The organism is Mucilaginibacter sp. P4_E8, assembly GCF_056401495.1.
In genome coordinates this window covers 21970-39609 of record NZ_JBFUJG010000024.1, presented here as the reverse complement: position 1 = coordinate 39609, position 17640 = coordinate 21970, and the positions used below count along the sequence as shown (strand labels likewise).

Sequence of the window (17640 nt, the reverse complement as noted above, 5' to 3'; positions counted from 1 at the left end):
ATATTTATACAGAATAATATACAACCAAGCTATAGTTAATTAATCGAAGGTGTTAATATTTAACTTCATATTAAACTTTAACCAATATGRAGACCAATAATAAACCTATTCTACTGCTTAGCATTAGTATTATTTTATTTATCGCTGCCTGTAAAAAAAACACAGAAGCTCCTTCACCGGTTGCTGAATCAGATAAATTGGGTGTAACGAGTATAACAGCCGCAGCAATAGCTCATACCTCCTTAACGGTAGTTACCTATGCCGGGCGTGTAAATTTATTTGGAAATGCTGACGGCTCGGGTAGTTCGGCCCGGTTCAATTATCCCGTAGGGATTGATTTAACAGACGATGGGACACTCTATGTGGCCGATAGTTATAATAACAAGATCCGCAAAATAACACCGGACAATGTGGTGTCAACAGTACCGGTCCCTAATGCAAGCGATGGGAGAAGTTTGTTGTTTCCTAAACTCGTAAGGGTATCAAAAGACGGAACCATTAATATAATTACAGATGGAACGCATATTATTTGGACCCTGAAACCGGGAGGGGCACTGTCGACACCATCAATTTTAACAAGCGGCCAGGGCGAATTCTACGGGATTACCTCTCTGGAACATGACCCCTATAGTGATGTTCTTTGGATGAGCACCAATGCCAGCTTCCGCAAATTTTTGCCGGATAATGCCGGAAATATTGGAACAAATCCATACTACGTCCCCGTCGACTCATTAAAATATTTGCCAAATCCTTTTACATCGTATCACATTCAGACCCTTTATTGCGCATATAACGGAATAAAATATTTGGCTATGGACGGTAAACATATATATAAGTACACCCCGTCGGGGCTATTTACCGAGATTTATAAAGACCTGAAATTTAATGGCATTACAAGCATAGTGGCTTCAAAAGATAGCCGGGTTTTATATATTGCCGACCAGGGAGCAATAAAAAGTATAGTTAACGGAAAACTTCAATTTCTTGTAGGGCCAAATAATAGATACCCTTATGGCATTGATGGAATTGGGTCACAAGCAGGTGTTTATGCCCAGAGCCTGGCGTTATCAAAAGACGAAAGTACAATTTACTTTAGCGACAACTCCAGTATCCGGAAACTCTATTTAAGGTAATTATACACATAAATAATATTTATACAGAAAGGGGCTGTTTATGATTATAAACGGCCCCTTTTTTATTTTTATTCTGATTACAAACTCAGCCACTTCTTCCGCACCAGCAATTGCTGTGTGGTGGTGTTATCAACAGGTACAATTTTATACTTTACCCGTGCGTTTTTCAATAAGGTAACCGGCAAAGTAATTGTTAACCCATCGCGTATAAGGGTTACGTTAACTTTATCGCCCGGCTTTTTGCCGTTCAACATGGTGGCGGCATCCGTAATGGGGTTATCATCAATCGCTGTAAGTTCATCGCCAACATTAATGCCATCAATATAAGCGGCAGTACCGCGCATAACGGTAGTAACAATAACTTTTTTATTGCCATTGGTTACGGTTGTTAAACCCAGGGCCGGGTCATTGTTATCGGCAAGTTCATCGGTTATTTTGTATCCGGCATAGCCCAGGTATTTATTATAGTCAACCGGGGTAAGGCCATTGATGTAATTTTTATAAAAATCATCCAGCTTTTTGCCTGCAAACTTTTCAAACGCTTTTTTAAATTCAGCATCGGTGTAGCCGCGTTTTTTGGTTTTATAATACTCTGTGTACATGTATTTCATTACATCATCCAAAGAATGAGCGCCTTTGGTGTTGTTAATGATCTTCAGGTCGAGCATCATTGCTATAATCGCGCCCTTGTTGTAGTATGATATGGTAGCATTGTTAGAGTTTTCGTTTGGCCGGTATGCCTTTATCCACGCATCAAAGCTCGATTCGGCTACGGTTTGCACGTTTTTGCCCGGCAGGTTTTCCAGTATGTTAAATTCGCTAACCAGTACATCCAGGTAGTTTTCGGGTGGAAACAGGTTGGTACGGCGCACCACTATCCCCTGGTAATATTCCGTAAAACCTTCGGCTATCCAAAGATTGGTAGTGTAGTTTTCGGTATCATAATTAAACGGTCCTAAAACTATGGGGCGTAAACGCTTTACATTCCATAAATGGAAGTGTTCATGTGCCACCAGGCCCAAAAAGCTTTGGTATCCTTTTTCGGTTCCATAAGCATCGCGCGAGGCGCCTAAAACAGTTGAGCCCAGGTGCTCCAGGCCACCGCCGCCCCTTAAGTGGTTATGTACAATGAAAACATAATGCTTGTTCGGGTTTTCACCATAAATTGCCGCTTCCTGCTCCACTATTTTGTGCACATCTGTTTTAAGGCGTTCCTTATCATAATTACCGCCACCATACATACATATCTCATATTTTACACCCGATGCATCAAAGCCAAAAACATCCTGGTTACCCACCTCAATAGGCGAATCGAACAGGATATCATAATTGGGAGAAACGCGTGTGAAAGGATCGCCGCTAACCATTTCCAGGCTGGTTGAAACCCTGGACCAATCCTTATAAGGTTTTATATGAATGGTTGATGGCTGGTGCAGCATATTGGCTGGGTAAATAAAGATACCCGATGATGATAGGAAGCCGTGCGATGCATCAATATAGCTGGTGCGTACCGAAATTTCATTAGCATAAACACGGTATTTAATAGTTAGGGCCGATATGCCTTTGGATGCAATGCGCCAGGTATTTTTGTTGATCTTGGGCGATGCCAGCGATTTTCCACCTGCATCGACGCTAAACGATTCAATATTTTTTGCAAATTCTCTTATCAGGTACGAGCCCGGTGTCCAAACCGGCATTTTAAGGTCTAATATGTTTTGTTTTAAGTCCGAGATATGCATTTCGATATCAGCATAGTGCGCCTGAGCCTCAGGGAAAGAAACAGTGTAGGATATGGTAGCAGTACTTTGCGCTTTACTGACAGATAGATTCATAAAAAGTAACATTAAAGAAAAAGTAATGATAAGTTTATTTGGATTCATGGTCGCAATTTAAAAAAATTATAGCTTCAAAAAAGTTATGACCCTGGTTTGACACTTGTAAAATGGTTGATACATGCAACTATTTTTACAGGGTACTGCTTATGTTTGTATCATTATAAAATGCAATTGGTAGAACCTATTTCAAGGAAGTTGATACGTCTTGGTAAACTATACCAAAGTGTACTGGCTAAACATACAGCGCACCTGGATGTAAACCGGTATCACTATATATTGTCACTTATTTGTTATCATGACGGGCAGCTATCGCAAAAAGCACTGGCAGAAATACTGGGTAAAGATAAATCGGCTATGGTAAGTATTATTAACCTGCTTACCGCCAAAGGATTTGTTTACCGTGAAAATAACCCTAACGACCGCCGTGAACAATTGTTGAAAGTTACTGACAAAGCCAAACAAGCTGTACCGCATATTGTGGAGACCTTTAAAAACATCAATACCAATATTACAGAAGGAATATCTGCAGCGGATATGAAAACATTTGAAAGTGTTTTGTTGCGTATGCAAAGCAACATAAATCCATTCACAACACCCTAATCAGCTATAAACTATATCACAAAAAATGATTGATTCAATATGAGAACAAGGTATATCATTTACACTGCGCTGGCATTGCTGGTTGCTTATTTAATTTACAACAAGTTCTTTAGCCAAAGCGCCAAAGAGTCGGCTGCGGCTATGGCTGTCGGCGGCAAAGGCGGCAAGCGTAAGAGCGGCCCTGTAGCTGTGAACATTCTGATTGTAAAGGATACCGCGGTAAATAATATTATTGATGTAACCGGATCAATTGATGCTAACGAAAAGGTAAGCCTGGTGAGCCAAACCGCAGGCAATATTACAGGTATATATTTTAACGAAGGTGGCAAGGTGCAAAAAGGGCAATTGCTGGTTAAGGTATATAACCAGGACCTGGAAGCTTCCCTGCAGCAGGTGAAATATCAGGAAACACTGGCCAAACAAAATGAATACCGCAATAAGATATTACTGCAAAAAGAAGCTATAAGCCAGCAGGAATACGATACCTCATTAACCTCATTAAACTCACTAAAGGCACAAGCCGATGTAATAAAAGCCCAGATATCGCGCACCGAAATCCGGGCACCGTTTTCGGGCACCATCGGGTTAAGGAATGTGAGCCCGGGTAGTTACCTGTCGCCACAATCACCTATTGCGCAACTGGTAAATATCGACCCGGCAAAGGTTACTTTTTCGGTTCCTGAAAGATATTTATCCATCATTGGCCCGGGTAGTAAAATCAGGTTCAATACCGAAAGTTCAAGGGAAAATTTTAACGCCACAGTTTATGCCATTGAGCCATCAATTGATGTTAATTCGCGTACAATTACCGTGCGTGCAAAAGCACCAAACCCAAAAGGCCTGCTTACCGCGGGCAGCTTTGCCAAGATTAATTTAACACTTGATCAAATACCAAAAACAATTTTATTACCAACTGAAGCGGTTATACCCGATTTAAAAAGCAGCATTGTTTATATTTATCATAACGGTGTTGCTGCAACCAAAGCGGTAAAAACCGATATGCGTACAGATACCAAAATACAGATCATCGGTGGATTAAAACCGGGTGATAGCGTGGTGGTATCAGGCCTTATACAAATGCGACCAAAAGTTCCTTTAAAAATTGTTAAAGTAATTAAGTAAACACCATGAGTTTATCCTCAGTTAGTATAAAAAGGCCGGTACTGGCAACAGTAATGTCAGTAGCTATTGTTGTGTTTGGCATCATCGGCTATAAATTTTTAGGGGTGCGGGATTTTCCTTCGGTCGATCCGCCTATCATTTCGGTATCAACCAGTTACTCTGGCGCTAATGCCGATGTAATTGAATCGCAGATTACCGAGCCGCTCGAAAAATCAATCAACGGTGTACCGGGTATCCGCAACATATCGTCAACAAGCTCGGTTGGTTCCAGTAACATTACTGTTGAGTTTGATCTTGATGCCGACCTGGAAACCGCTGCCAATGACGTACGCGACAAGGTATCACAGGCACAACGCCAGTTACCACAGGATATTAACGCCCCGCCGGTAGTAACCAAAGCCGATGCCAGCGCCGATAACATTATTACCTTAACCGTTAGCAGTAACACCCGTAACATTAACCAGCTGGATGATTATGCCGAAAATGTATTACAGGAGGGCTTGCAAACTATACCCGGGGTAAGTACCATCAATGTACAGGGACAACGTCAGTATGCTATGCGTTTATGGATCGATCCAAACAAACTATCGGCCCTGGGCCTTACCGCTACCGATATAGGAGCCGCCCTGGCAAGAGAAAACGTGGAGCTGCCTGCCGGTAAAATTTCAGGCAACAATACCGAGGTAACCATCAGGGCGCTCGGTAAGCTATCAACCGAAAAAGATTTTAACAACCTCATTATTCGGGCTGATAGCAGCCGGGTAATACACCTGAGCGATATTGGTTATGCGGTTTTAGGATCGGCCAATGAAGAAACCATATTTAAGGAATCGGGCATACCCATGGTGGGCCTGGCCATTGTGCCGCAGCCAGGCGCCAACTATGTCCAAATTGCCAAAGATTTTTATAAACGGCTTGACCAGATCAAAAAAGATCTCCCGCCGGATATTACCGTAAAGGTAGCGTTGGATAATACCCGCTTCATTAACCAGTCTATCTCCGAAGTACAGGAAACGCTTATTATTTCATTTGTACTGGTGGTAATTATTATCTACCTCTTCTTCCGCGATTGGCTTATCGCTTTCCGCCCGCTAATTGATATCCCGGTTTCATTGATAGGGGCCTTCTTTATCATGTATGTTTTCGGGTTCTCCATCAACATATTAACCCTGCTGGGTATTGTGCTGGCAACGGGACTGGTGGTTGATGATGGTATTGTGGTAACAGAAAATATCTATAAAAAAGTAGAAGCGGGTATGGCTATCCGCAAAGCAGCCTTTGAAGGATCGGCCGAGATCTTTTTCGCGGTAGTATCCACATCGGTTACGTTGGCGGCTGTGTTTTTACCCATTGTGTTTTTACAGGGCTTTACGGGTCGTTTATTCCGGGAGTTTGCGGTAGTGGTAGCCGGGGCGGTGTTGATATCGGCATTTGTATCATTGTCATTAACACCAATGCTTAACGTAAAACTGATTCGCAAAAGCAACAAAAAATCAAAGTTTTATGAACGTACCGAACCCTTCTTTGTAAACATGACCAATTCGTATACGCAAACGCTGGTTAAGTTTATGAAGGTAAAATGGGTATCGTTTGTTATACTGGCTGTTTCCCTGATCATCATTGGCGTATTGGTAAACGTTATCCCATCTGAGCTGGCTCCATTAGATGACCGCAGCTTGTTAAGGTATAGCGTTACAGGCTCAGAAGGTGCCACCTATGAGTACATGACCAAATACATGGACAAGGTGGCCGGCATAGTTGAAGATTCCATACCCGAGGCAAACGTGAACCTCGAGATCGTATCGCCTTCGTTTGGCGGCGGGGGGGCTGCCAACTCCGGTTTTGGCCGTATTGGTTTGGTTCCACCTGATCAACGTAACAGAACCCAGCAACAAATTGCCGACTGGATGAATAAAAAATTAAGCCGTATGCCTGATGCCCGTGCCATTGTAGTACAGGAACAAACTATAAGTGGTGGCGGTAGCGGTTCACGAACCTCGTTACCGGTTCAATACGTAATTCAAAACCAGGACTTTGAAAAAATAAGAGCGGTATTGCCCAAGTTTTTTGCCGAGGTTTCCAGAAGTTCTGTTTTTCAAGGCACGGATGTGAACCTTAAGTTTACCAAACCTGAGCTTAGGGTAATAACAGATCGTGACCGCGCCCGTGACCTGGGTGTATCTGTTGATGATATTGCCCAAACCCTGCAGTTGTATTATAGCGCAGGCCGGTTGGATTACTTCCTGATAAACGGAAAACAATACCAGGTAATAGCCCAGGTTGATAGGGCCAACCGCGATCAGCCGCTGGATTTAAAATCTGTTTATGTACGCAGTACCAAGGGTGGCCTGGTACAGCTGGATAACGTGGTAAAAGTTTCTGAAGGTGCTACACCGCCGGCCATATACCACTTTAACCGTTATAAATCGGCAACTATACAGGCGGGTTTAGCTCCGGGCCGTACCGTAGGCGATGGTATTAAAGAAATGGACCGGATTGCCGCCAGTATGCTCGACGAAACATTCAGCACGGCACTAAGCGGTCCATCACGTGACTATGCCGAAGGTTCATCAAATATTTTGTTTGCCTTTGGTTTTGCCTTATTGCTGATATACCTGGTACTGGCAGCACAATTTGAAAGTTTTATGGATCCTTTTATAGTGATGCTTACCGTACCGCTGGCTATTTCGGGCGCGTTTTTATCGCTTTGGCTGTTTAACCAAACACTTAATATTTTCAGCGAGATTGGTATCATAACCCTCGTGGGGCTGGTAACCAAGAATGGTATCCTCATTGTAGAGTTTGCCAACCAGCGCATGGAGCATGGCATAGCAAAATATGAAGCCGCCGTTGAGGCCGCTACTGCCCGTTTGCGCCCCATTTTAATGACCAGTTTAGCCGTGGTGCTTGGTTCTGTTCCTATTGCGTTTGCATTGGGTGCCGGTGCAAAAAGCCGCGTATCACTGGGTATTGTAATTATGGGCGGTATGTTGTTTTCGCTGGTGTTAACGCTTTATATTATTCCGTTGATGTATGTGATATTTGCTTCAAAAACCCGTCGCGATCCTGACCACGAACCAGAGGATGCCGAGAAACAGGAAGAAAAAACACCAATACTGATTGAAAACCTCTAAGCAATATGATCACTAAAAAAACAGCTTTCTTTATTATTTGCAGTATACTTTTCAGTGTAAACACATGGGGACAGGATGCGCCGATGCTTACCCTGAAAGACGCGGTAGAGATAGCCCTGAAAAACAACTATAATATAAAGCTGTCGCAAAATAACTCGGCCATTGCATCAAATAATGTAACCCTGGGTAATGCCGGTGTACTACCCCGGGTTAACGGCAATTTTGCATCAACCAACAGCAGACAAACCACCAAGCAAACCCGTAACGATGGCACCGTTAATAACATCAATAATGCCAAAAACTCAAACATAAATTACGGCGTAAATCTTAACTGGACCGTTTTTGACGGCTTTAATATGTTTGCCAATTATGATCAGTTAAAAACCCAGGATACTTTAGGAGCTATACGGTTAAAGGATACTATTCAAAGTACAATTGCCAATGTAATTACTACTTATTATGATCTGATCAGTCAAACCGAGCAAATAAAAGCGTTGAAGGGGGCTATTGATATTTCACGCACCCAGCTGCATTATGCCAATGATAAATTCCAGGTGGGCAGGGCTTCAAAATTGGATGTTTTAAACGCACAGGTAAACCTGAACACCGATACTGCCAACCTCGTTACACAATACCAGCTGTTTAAAGCGGTAAAAATTCAGCTTAACCAGTTATTGATCCGCGATCTGCAAACAGATTTTTCTGTGGCTGATACTATCGTGATTGATGAAAAATTAATATTAGCCGATGTTATTAATAGCGCACAGCTGCAAAACCCGGCAATTTTATCGGCACAAATAAATAAACGCCTGGCCGAAATTAGTTTAAAACAGGTACGTTCAACCCGCTACCCTCAGGTTGCCGTAACATCGGGCTATACTTTTAGCAATAATAAAACGCCGGCCGGCTTCACGTTGTCACAAAACACACACGGCTTAAATTATGGCTTAACAGCAACCATTAATATTTTTGACGGTTTTAACCAGAACCGGCGCGAAAAAAATGCGAAAATACAGATCGATAATGCCACTATTGATGCTAAACAGACCAAACTGAATATTGAAGCGCAGATCAGCAATTTTTTTGTAAGCTATTTATCCGGGCTCGACCTGATAAAGCTGGGCCAGGCAAATGTGGTTATTGCTAAAAAGAACCTTGATATATCGTTAGAAAAATATAAGCTGGGTAATATTACCCCTTTAGAAATAAGGGAAGCACAGCGTAATTACCTGGATGCCCAGTCAAAGTTTTTTGCAGCTCAATACCAGTCAAAGCTTGCCGAGGTTACTTTAAAGCAGATCACTAACAGTATCAGTATTAATTAAGACGAATAAGTATTTATTTATGGTGTATGTTTTTTAAATTGTTTTAAAAAGCTACTTTTGAAATAATGTTAAATCCCTACAAAACCTGCCTGTTGATCGATGATAATTACATCGACAACTTTATTACGCGCAGGATTTTGGAAAGCAGCCACTTTGCCGAGCAGATCATTGTCAGGCAATCGCCTGCTGAGGCTATTGAGTCGCTTAGGGAAGGTAGTATAAAACCTGATGTTATATTTTTGGATATCCGTATGCCCGTGATGAACGGGTTTGAGTTTTTGCGGGAATATGATGCGCTTTTAATTGATAAAAACGATACAAAAATATTTATGCTTTCTTCGTCCCTTGATCCTATGGATATGAAGCAATCATTAGGGAACAAATATATTACCCAGTTTATACATAAGCCATTAACCCTTAAAGCACTTGAAGAAATTTGTCCATGATCTTAGTTGCCGATAGCGGATCTTCAAAAACAGACTGGCTGCTTAGTACCTCACCGCAGGAGTCTATATCATTTAAAACCGCCGGATTAAACCCATACTTTTTAACCGAAAAGGAAATTGCAAAAATAATACAGGAGCAAGTGCCTGATATGGTAGCACATGCCAATGAGGTTACTGAGATATATTTTTTTGGCGCTGGCTGCTCCAGTCCAGACAGGCATGAGATAGTTTCGAATGCCATAAGCCAGTTATTCAGTAAAGCCTTTATAAGTGTTGACAGTGACCTTTTGGGCTGCGCCTACGCTACCTGCGGGTATGAAAAAGGCATTTGCTGTGTAATGGGAACCGGTTCAAATATTTCTTTTTTTGACGGCGAGAGCATACACGATGGGCAGCATGGTTTGGGTTTTGTTTTAGGAGATGAAGGCTCTGGCACCTGGTTTGGCAAGGCCATGATCACCGATTTTTTATACGGCAATATGCCTGTCGATATCAGCCAAAAGTTTGATGAAGCTTATGGGCTTAACAAAGAGATCGTGATCAAGAATGTTTATCAAAAGCCCAATGCCAATACCTATCTGGCCTCATTTTCCAAATTTGTAAGCGAAATAAAGGCAACTCCTTACGGACAGGCACTATTGGAAAAAGGCTTGCTGGAATTTATTGAAAGCAATATTAAATCATACCCGGAGTACCATCGGTATAAATGCCATTTTGTGGGCTCCATTGCGTACTTCTTTGCCAACGAGCTTACCGCACTTTGCCAACAACAGGGCGTAAAAACCGGCAAGATCATCAAACAACCCATCAATGACCTAATGGCGTTCATTTTGAAACGGAACGGGTTGTAGCATTATAAATTTGTCATCCTGTGTAATCAAATCCGAGGACCCTGAAGGAGAAATGACGTTGCTAAAGAGACTGTCGCTGAGCCTGTCGAAGCATAACGGGCAAAGGCTTATCCACGCCCCATCGGGGCATCGTGTTAATAGTAATATTGAAGTAAATATCAGCTCCATAGGAGCTTCCTGATCAAGTCAATAACGTTAAAGGAAGCTCCTATGGAGCTAATGCTCTGATATTATTGTCCTATAAACACGATGCCCCGATGGGGTTTACTGTTGATGAAAACAAGCACGTCATGGGTAGGAACGAAGATCTGTTATCGAATATGCAAATCGCATAATAGATCTTCAAACGTTCAGTATGACAAGTTGAATATTAAAGAAAAATCCTGTTAATCCTTTAATCAGGTGAATCCCGGTTCAGACAAAAATCACGCAACCACCCTTTTCCTAAATCGCCCTTTCACTATAATAAAACCAATCAATAAAACCGCGATAAAGCTGCCTGCTTTGGGCAGGTAATCGCCATGTTCCACGTAAAAGGTAAGTTCGGAGTTAAGGTTAATATCCTGCTTAATGGCTGTTTTTGTCCACCATTTGGTTTTTTGTACCACATCGCCGCGCTGGTTTATAAAAGCAGAGATCCCGGTATTAGCCGACCTTGCTACCCAACGACGGGTTTCAATGGCCCGCAGCTTGGCATAATCTAAATGCTGGTCTTTGCCCGAGGTATTTTCCCACCAGCCATCGTTGGTAATAATGGCTATGAACTGGGCGCCCTTACGTACCGAGCGGGCCACATACTCGCCCCAGATAGATTCGAAACAGATCACCGGGTCGGCACCAATCCCGCTTTGCGAATAAAACACCTCCGCATCCGGCTGACTGCCATACGCACCTGTAGCACCGCCCAAATGTTCAAATACCGGCTTCAAAAATGATAAAGTGTTGCCAAAAGGCATGGATTCGGCACCCGGTACCAGTCGCGATTTATGGTAGATCTGCACATTCCCACTGTTTTCTATAGCTAATGCCGAGCTAAAATTATCCGCGAACACGCCGGGCTGTTGTGTGGGGCTGGCCGTTGTGGTAGCCCTCGAGCTATATAAGCGATAAGTTTCACCGCCGGTAATCAGGGTGCTGTTTTTGTATTTACCTAAAAAATATTGCGCCTGTTTAAAGTAAATATTGTTGTTGATACCATCCTCGTTCATATAATCCGGAATGGCGGTTTCGGGCCATAAAAAAAACTCGGTATTGGGCTGCGCCACACTCCGCGACAGGTGGATCATGATATCCAGCTGCAGGTTTACGGGTATGCTCCCCTCCTTTTCATAAGGATCGATATTGGGCTGAACCGCCACGATGTTAGATGGATTTTTTTGCTCGGTATAATTATAATAAGTGAATAACGAAAAACCAAGCGGCAGCAGCAATAACAGGGCAAACGCCGTGATCAACTTTAATCTTTCCGTTTTTAATTGCGCTTCGCGCAGACCAACATATATTAAAAACGCCAGGATATTTAATCCCCATACCCAAATAGTACCACCATAAACGCCGGTGTACTCGTACCATTGCACCCACTGATGGGTTACCGCAAATCCGTTGCCCAGGGTCATCCAGGGAAAGTTCAGGTCCCAGCTTTGGTGCAGGTATTCATAGCCTATCCACAAACAAACCAACCCAGCCAGCCCCCAGCCGCGATTAGTTACTAACCTCAACCTGTAATATAACCAGCAAGCCGTAGCCATCAGCAATGGCCCTAATGCGTAAGGGATCAGTGTAATGGGGATGGCTATCAGATTACCAACTTGCTTCAGCGCGTTATACACCCAGTAAATAGAGGCTGTGTTCCAGATAAAAAAACCAATAAAGGTTACATTAAATATCTGCTTTCCCTTTTTTGCTGATGCAGACTGGATAATGTTTTCCATAGCCAGCAGCATCGGCACAAAACCAATAAACAGCAGGAAAGTGGTATAAGGCGTAGGCGGCCATGCTATCCACAGCAATAAACCGGAAAGTATGGCTAAAGGAAGGTTTTTTTTCATTTGTTAGATATTGAGCCCACTCAGCCCCATCAAAGGAGAGAGCCTTGTTTGTCCTCTTTTATTATTATGCTATATGTCATTGCGAACGCAGCGTGGCAATCTCATCATGCAAGTCTGCTACCTGTCCTGTGAGATTGCTTCGTTCCTCGCAATGACATGTTTTATTTCTTTTTGTTCGTTTATCCAAGCTGTCATGCTGAGCCTGTCGAAGCATGGTGGGCGACCTCTCCCCACTTCTTTCGACAGGCTCAGTATGACAGGCTCTCTTTTTATTCAGAATCCTCTTCTTCTCTTTCTTCTTTATATTTCTCCTTTGTTGTTTTTGGTGATGCTCCCGCCACACAAATCACAAACTCCCCTTTTACCAGGTGTGTTTCAAAATACAGCTTTACTTCGGCCACGGTACCGCGAACGGTTTCCTCAAACATTTTGGTGAGCTCGCGTGAAACGGAAAGTTGCCTGTCGGCGCCAAAATAGGTAGCCATTTCGTCGAGCGTTTTCAGTAAACGGTGCGGCGATTCATATAGTATAATAGTACGCTCCTCTTCGGCCAAAAACTTGTAGCGGGTTTGGCGGCCTTTTTTCAACGGCAAAAACCCTTCAAAGCAAAACTTATCGGTAGGGAAACCTGAGTTCACCAGTGCCGGCACAAAGGCCGTTGCACCAGGCAGGCATTCCACCGCGATATTAAATTTTAAAGCCTCGCGCACCAGGTAAAAACCGGGATCAGATATGGCTGGCGTACCGGCATCTGATATCAGCGCGATATTTTTTCCTTCCAGTAAAAATTTTACGATCTCGTTTGACGATTGGTGCTCATTATGCTGATGGTGCGAAAACACCTTTTGATGGATGTCGAAATGTTTCAGCAAGGGTGCAGACGTGCGTGTATCTTCGGCCAGTATCAGATCGGCTTCCTTTAAAACACGGATGGCTCTGAGGGTGATATCCTCCAGGTTGCCTATTGGGGTGGGAACTAAGTAAAGTTTACCGGGCATTCAGTTTCGGGTTGTGAGTTATGAGTTGTGGGTAGTAACTGCAAAAGTTTAGTGTAAATACGCCTATATAATTAGCACTATTTACAAAAAACTCATAACTCACTACTCTAAACTGCCAACTCGTTATATCTTTGTCGAAAAAATAAAATAATGCTGCAAGTTAGTTATATCCGTGATAACAGGGAACAGGTTTTGGAACGTTTGGCTGTAAAAAATTTTAAACAGACCGGACTGGTTGATGAAATTCTTCAATTAGACGATAAACGCCGTCAGACTCAAACCAGCATGGATAACATTTCGGCCGAGGCCAATGCAGCCGCCAAACAAATTGGCGATCTGATGCGCGCCGGTAAAAAGGATGAAGCCGAAGTTATCAAATCAAAAACCGGTACCTGGAAAGAAGATATCAAAAAACTTGGTGAACAGCTGGCTTTTACCGAAGAAGAGCTTTACCAAAAGCTGGTATTGCTGCCCAATCTGCCACATAGCTCAGTACCTAAAGGCTTAACACCTGAGGAAAACGAAGTGGTGCTTGAAAACGGTGCAAAACCTGAATTGCCTACCAATGCCCTGCCCCACTGGGAGCTTGCCGCAAAATATAACCTGATTGATTTTGAACTGGGTGTTAAAATAACCGGTGCCGGTTTCCCTGTTTATAAAAATAAAGGCGCCAAACTACAACGTGCACTCATCAATTACTTTATTGACGAGGCCGAAAAAGCGGGTTACAGCGAAGTAAGCGTTCCCTTAATGGTAAACGAAGCATCTGGCTTTGGAACATCACAATTGCCAGATAAAGAGGGGCAAATGTACTTTGTTGGTTTGGATAATTTATACCTGATACCAACCGCCGAGGTGCCTATCACCAATATGTTTCGCGATGTGATATTAAAGGCTGATGAACTGCCGGTACAACATTGCGGGCATACTCCTTGTTTCCGTCGTGAGGCCGGTTCTTATGGAGCTCATGTACGCGGCCTGAACCGCTTGCACCAGTTTGACAAAGTAGAGATTGTACAGGTGGCACACCCGGATAAATCATACGAAACATTGGAGCAAATGAGCGCCCATGTGCAAGGCTTGCTGCAAAATTTAGGTTTACCTTATCGCGTACTGCGTCTTTGCGGCGGCGACATGGGTTTTGGCTCTGCCTTAACCTATGATATGGAAACCTGGAGCGCGGCACAACAACGCTGGCTGGAGGTATCATCCGTATCAAACTTCGAGACATTCCAGAGCAACCGCCTAAAATTACGTTTCCGCAACGCCGAAGGTAAAACCCAACTGGCCCACACCCTAAACGGCAGCGCTTTGGCCCTGCCCCGTATTGTAGCTACCTTGTTGGAAAATAACCAGACAGAAAAAGGCATTAAAATACCTGAAGTACTGGTGCCTTATACCAAGTTTGAGTGGATTGATTAGCCCCCCGGCCCCCTAAAGGGGGAGTTATATGCGTGGTGTTTTATTCAATTGTCATTCTGAGCGATAGCAAAGAATTTTTACGCCGAGGTTTGTGTCTTCACAAACCTCTTATCATCTCCGCAGTCGCTCGGCTCCAGTCGAGTGACCATTATTACCAGGCCTCCGGCCTGCGAGGTTGATAAGAAATAACTGCGGCGTCCCGCCGGAAAATAGCAGTCACTCGGCTGGAGCCGAGCGACTGCATAGAAGCCCCCTCTCCGCTACCGCGGGCTTTCAGCCCGTGGTAAACATATTAAAAGCTTACAGCTTTTGTTACACTCCCACTCTTGCAACAAGCCTTTCCTTTAATTACATTTGGGATAAACACATCGCATATATGATTAATAAATACAACTACTTGCTGGCATTGTCTGGTTTTGCCTTATTAACCGGGTGCAGTCAAAATAAAAATAATGATCAGGAGGCTACAAAAGCCATATCAGCCGATGAAATAAAATCGCATATCGCGGTGCTGGCCAATGACTCTTTGATGGGCCGCAAACCCTTTACCGCCGGCGAAACAAAAGCCACTGCCTACATCGCGTCCGAATTTAAAAAAGCCGGATTGGAACCTGGCAACAACGGCGCCTATTTTCAGGATGTGCCTATGGTTGAGATCACCAGCACACCGTCCGAAACGATGGAGATCACCGGTGGCAAATCACCCATGACCTTACATGCATTAACAGATTTTGTAACCTCCACTCGCCAGGAACTTCCTACTGTGGATCTCAAAAAATCGCCGCTTGTTTTTGCGGGTTATGGCGTTGTTGCACCCGAATATCATTGGAATGATTATGCCGGTCTTGATGTAAAGGGCAAAACGGTAATTGTACTGGTAAATGATCCGGGTTTTAAAAATGGCGATCCAACCTTTTTTAAAGGTGATACCATGACCTATTATGGCCGCTGGACCTACAAATACGAAGAAGCTGCCCGTCAGGGTGCCGCAGGAGTGATCATTGTGCACCAAACCGAACCGGCCAGCTACGGCTGGAGTGTGGTGACCAACAGCTTTAGCGGTGCCAAGCTTTACCTGCAGCAAAAGGATAAGCACCTGTCGCGCTGTAAAGTTGAGGGATGGATAACCGAGGATGCCGCCAAAAAACTATTGGCCGCTGCAGGCATCACAGGCGATATCCGTGCCATTGCCCGTAAAAAAGATTTTAAGGCCATCCCCTTGAATATGGATGTATCCTTAACCTTAAATAATAAGTTAAAATATTCCACATCGCACAACGTAATAGGAATTATAAAAGGCAGTTCACAACCAGGGGAATATGTGCTGTACACCGCTCACTGGGACCACCTGGGTATAGGGAAAGCCGATGCCAAAGGCGACAGTATTTACAACGGTGCGGTTGATAATGCCAGTGGCGTTGCGGCTATCATCAGTGTGGCAAAAGCATTTCAGCAGGCAAAAGAAAAACCTAAACGCTCTATTGTGTTTTTGGCAGTAACTGCCGAAGAGCAGGGTTTACTTGGTTCTGAATATTATGCTACCCACCCCATATATCCGCTTAACAAAACCATAGCCGATCTGAATATGGATGCCCTGGGCAATTATGGCGAAACTAAAGACATTGCCATTACCGGCAAGGGACAAAATGAGCTGGAAGATTATGTAAGCGATATAGCTAAGCAGGATGGTCTCACTATTGTAGGCGACCGTCATCCCGGATCGGGTAGTTATTACCGGTCTGATCATTTTAACTTTGCCAAATTGGGTGTACCCGCGCTCGACATTAATAACGGCAGTAATAGCAAAACACAAGGTCCAACTTATGGCGAGGATAAGCAAAAAGAATACAATGAGCAGCGCTACCACCAGCCGGCAGATAATTACAGTGATGACATGGACGCCACCGGCATGGCCCAAATAGCCGATATACTTTACCGGATAGGCACCAAACTAAGTAATGAAACAACTTTCCCCGGCTGGAAACCCGGTTCTGAATTTAAAGCAGTAAGGGATAAATCGATGGGGAAATAGGGAAATGTCTGAACCCGGACTTTGGGGATTAAGGGATTCCCATGATTTCTTCCAATCTGAAGTAAAATCCTTTAATCAGATAAATCTGTTTAATCCAGGTCCAGACAAATTCATTAAAACTAAAAAATCCACCCCGTAACAGAAGGTGGATTTTTTTGGATATATAGTGAAACTATTATCCCCTTAAGAGGGATCTTTAGTTGCTCATTTTAGCAATGTTGAAGCTTTCGAAAGCCATTTTTTTATTATACTCTGTAGCTATGTCTTTATAGTTTATCAGGTCGATAATGGTACCTATAAAACAAAAGCCGGCAGTAAAAAAGTAAAGCAGGCCCATACCTATCTGATCGGTCATGAAGCGTTGTATGCCCGATACACCCAAAAATCCTATCAAAGTAACCAGCATAATATCCTGCGGATTTTTTCTTTTACCCCCGTAAATATTCAGAAAGTACCGTTGCTGGGTTTCAGTTAAGGAGGCTGTGGCTTGTTGTAAAAAAGTAAATTCTTCGGGTGTCATTCCGTCGAACATCATATATGGATTTTGGTAAGTGTTCATTTTAGTAAAGCTTAAGGTTATCGTTTGTTTTATGATATAAAGGTACTGCGGCGGGTAAAAAACACCAATGCAAAACTGGTTAGCAGCAAAAACAAGTCGGTGAGTGGGTGGGTTTTGGCGGTGAAAAGATTTTGT

13 protein-coding genes are annotated in these 17640 nt (G+C 43.4%); 9 read left to right on the top strand and 4 right to left on the bottom strand.

Going from position 1 to position 17640, the window contains the following annotated elements:
* Positions 1-86 precede the first annotated feature (86 nt).
* Positions 87-1133, top strand: a complete 1047-nt coding sequence (locus AC1DRQ_RS12340) for a hypothetical protein (protein WP_477424740.1) — start codon at positions 87-89, stop codon at positions 1131-1133.
* A 77-nt stretch (positions 1134-1210) separates the two neighbouring features.
* On the opposite strand, the gene AC1DRQ_RS12335 is transcribed toward AC1DRQ_RS12340, so the two are convergent.
* Positions 1211-2965, bottom strand: a complete 1755-nt coding sequence (locus tag AC1DRQ_RS12335) for a M61 family metallopeptidase (protein WP_477424738.1) — start codon at positions 2963-2965, stop codon at positions 1211-1213.
* A gap of 168 nt (positions 2966-3133) precedes the next feature.
* On the opposite strand from AC1DRQ_RS12335, the gene AC1DRQ_RS12330 reads away from it, so the two are divergent.
* The 6 genes from AC1DRQ_RS12330 (at position 3134) to AC1DRQ_RS12305 (ending at position 10446) form a co-directional block, all read left to right on the top strand.
* The gene (locus tag AC1DRQ_RS12330; RefSeq protein ID WP_477424736.1) at positions 3134-3568 is read left to right on the top strand and encodes a MarR family winged helix-turn-helix transcriptional regulator; all 435 of its coding nucleotides are present in this window, start codon (positions 3134-3136) and stop codon (positions 3566-3568) included.
* A 39-nt stretch (positions 3569-3607) separates the two neighbouring features.
* Positions 3608-4690: an efflux RND transporter periplasmic adaptor subunit gene (locus AC1DRQ_RS12325; protein WP_477424734.1), complete on the top strand. Its 1083-nt coding sequence runs from the start codon at positions 3608-3610 to the stop codon at positions 4688-4690.
* A 5-nt stretch (positions 4691-4695) separates the two neighbouring features.
* Entirely contained in the window at positions 4696-7824 is a 3129-nt protein-coding gene (locus tag AC1DRQ_RS12320) for an efflux RND transporter permease subunit (protein ID WP_477424732.1), read from the top strand.
* 5 nt (positions 7825-7829) lie between these two features.
* Positions 7830-9149, top strand: a complete 1320-nt coding sequence (locus AC1DRQ_RS12315; protein ID WP_477424730.1) for a TolC family protein — start codon at positions 7830-7832, stop codon at positions 9147-9149.
* A 65-nt stretch (positions 9150-9214) separates the two neighbouring features.
* Entirely contained in the window at positions 9215-9595 is a 381-nt protein-coding gene (locus AC1DRQ_RS12310) for a response regulator (protein WP_429400609.1), read from the top strand.
* Positions 9592-10446: a BadF/BadG/BcrA/BcrD ATPase family protein gene (locus tag AC1DRQ_RS12305; RefSeq protein ID WP_429400608.1), complete on the top strand. Its 855-nt coding sequence runs from the start codon at positions 9592-9594 to the stop codon at positions 10444-10446. Before AC1DRQ_RS12310 ends, AC1DRQ_RS12305 begins: the two co-directional genes overlap by 4 nt.
* A gap of 425 nt (positions 10447-10871) precedes the next feature.
* Here AC1DRQ_RS12305 and lnt read toward each other — a convergent pair whose 3' ends face one another.
* Both lnt and rsmI read right to left on the bottom strand, forming a co-directional pair.
* Complete coding sequence (gene lnt, locus AC1DRQ_RS12300; RefSeq protein ID WP_477424727.1) at positions 10872-12494, bottom strand: apolipoprotein N-acyltransferase; 1623 nt, start codon at positions 12492-12494, stop codon at positions 10872-10874.
* 269 nt (positions 12495-12763) lie between these two features.
* Complete coding sequence (gene rsmI, locus AC1DRQ_RS12295) at positions 12764-13492, bottom strand: 16S rRNA (cytidine(1402)-2'-O)-methyltransferase (RefSeq protein ID WP_477424725.1); 729 nt, start codon at positions 13490-13492, stop codon at positions 12764-12766.
* A gap of 150 nt (positions 13493-13642) precedes the next feature.
* Here rsmI and serS point away from each other — a divergent pair, with 150 nt between their 5' ends.
* Both serS and AC1DRQ_RS12285 read left to right on the top strand, forming a co-directional pair.
* Complete coding sequence (serS, locus tag AC1DRQ_RS12290) at positions 13643-14914, top strand: serine--tRNA ligase (protein ID WP_477424723.1); 1272 nt, start codon at positions 13643-13645, stop codon at positions 14912-14914.
* 376 nt (positions 14915-15290) lie between these two features.
* Positions 15291-16946 carry a M28 family metallopeptidase gene (locus tag AC1DRQ_RS12285; RefSeq protein WP_477424721.1) on the top strand — a complete coding sequence of 552 codons (1656 nt, stop codon included), beginning with the start codon at positions 15291-15293 and terminating at the stop codon, positions 16944-16946.
* A 196-nt stretch (positions 16947-17142) separates the two neighbouring features.
* On the opposite strand, the gene AC1DRQ_RS12280 is transcribed toward AC1DRQ_RS12285, so the two are convergent.
* Positions 17143-17505, bottom strand: a complete 363-nt coding sequence (locus tag AC1DRQ_RS12280; protein WP_429400603.1) for a TM2 domain-containing protein — start codon at positions 17503-17505, stop codon at positions 17143-17145.
* Positions 17506-17640 lie beyond the last annotated feature (135 nt).

Coding starts and splice junctions, on each gene's coding strand:
- AC1DRQ_RS12320 (WP_477424732.1), top strand. CDS start 4,696: ATGAGTTTATCCTCAGTTAGTATAAAAAGGCCGGTACTGGCAACAGTA.
- AC1DRQ_RS12310 (WP_429400609.1), top strand. CDS start 9,215: ATGTTAAATCCCTACAAAACCTGCCTGTTGATCGATGATAATTACATC.
- AC1DRQ_RS12305 (WP_429400608.1), top strand. CDS start 9,592: ATGATCTTAGTTGCCGATAGCGGATCTTCAAAAACAGACTGGCTGCTT.
- AC1DRQ_RS12330 (WP_477424736.1), top strand. CDS start 3,134: ATGCAATTGGTAGAACCTATTTCAAGGAAGTTGATACGTCTTGGTAAA.
- AC1DRQ_RS12335 (WP_477424738.1), bottom strand. CDS start 2,965: ATGAATCTATCTGTCAGTAAAGCGCAAAGTACTGCTACCATATCCTAC.
- lnt (WP_477424727.1), bottom strand. CDS start 12,494: ATGAAAAAAAACCTTCCTTTAGCCATACTTTCCGGTTTATTGCTGTGG.
- serS (WP_477424723.1), top strand. CDS start 13,643: ATGCTGCAAGTTAGTTATATCCGTGATAACAGGGAACAGGTTTTGGAA.
- rsmI (WP_477424725.1), bottom strand. CDS start 13,492: ATGCCCGGTAAACTTTACTTAGTTCCCACCCCAATAGGCAACCTGGAG.
- AC1DRQ_RS12315 (WP_477424730.1), top strand. CDS start 7,830: ATGATCACTAAAAAAACAGCTTTCTTTATTATTTGCAGTATACTTTTC.
- AC1DRQ_RS12285 (WP_477424721.1), top strand. CDS start 15,291: ATGATTAATAAATACAACTACTTGCTGGCATTGTCTGGTTTTGCCTTA.
- AC1DRQ_RS12325 (WP_477424734.1), top strand. CDS start 3,608: ATGAGAACAAGGTATATCATTTACACTGCGCTGGCATTGCTGGTTGCT.
- AC1DRQ_RS12280 (WP_429400603.1), bottom strand. CDS start 17,505: ATGAACACTTACCAAAATCCATATATGATGTTCGACGGAATGACACCC.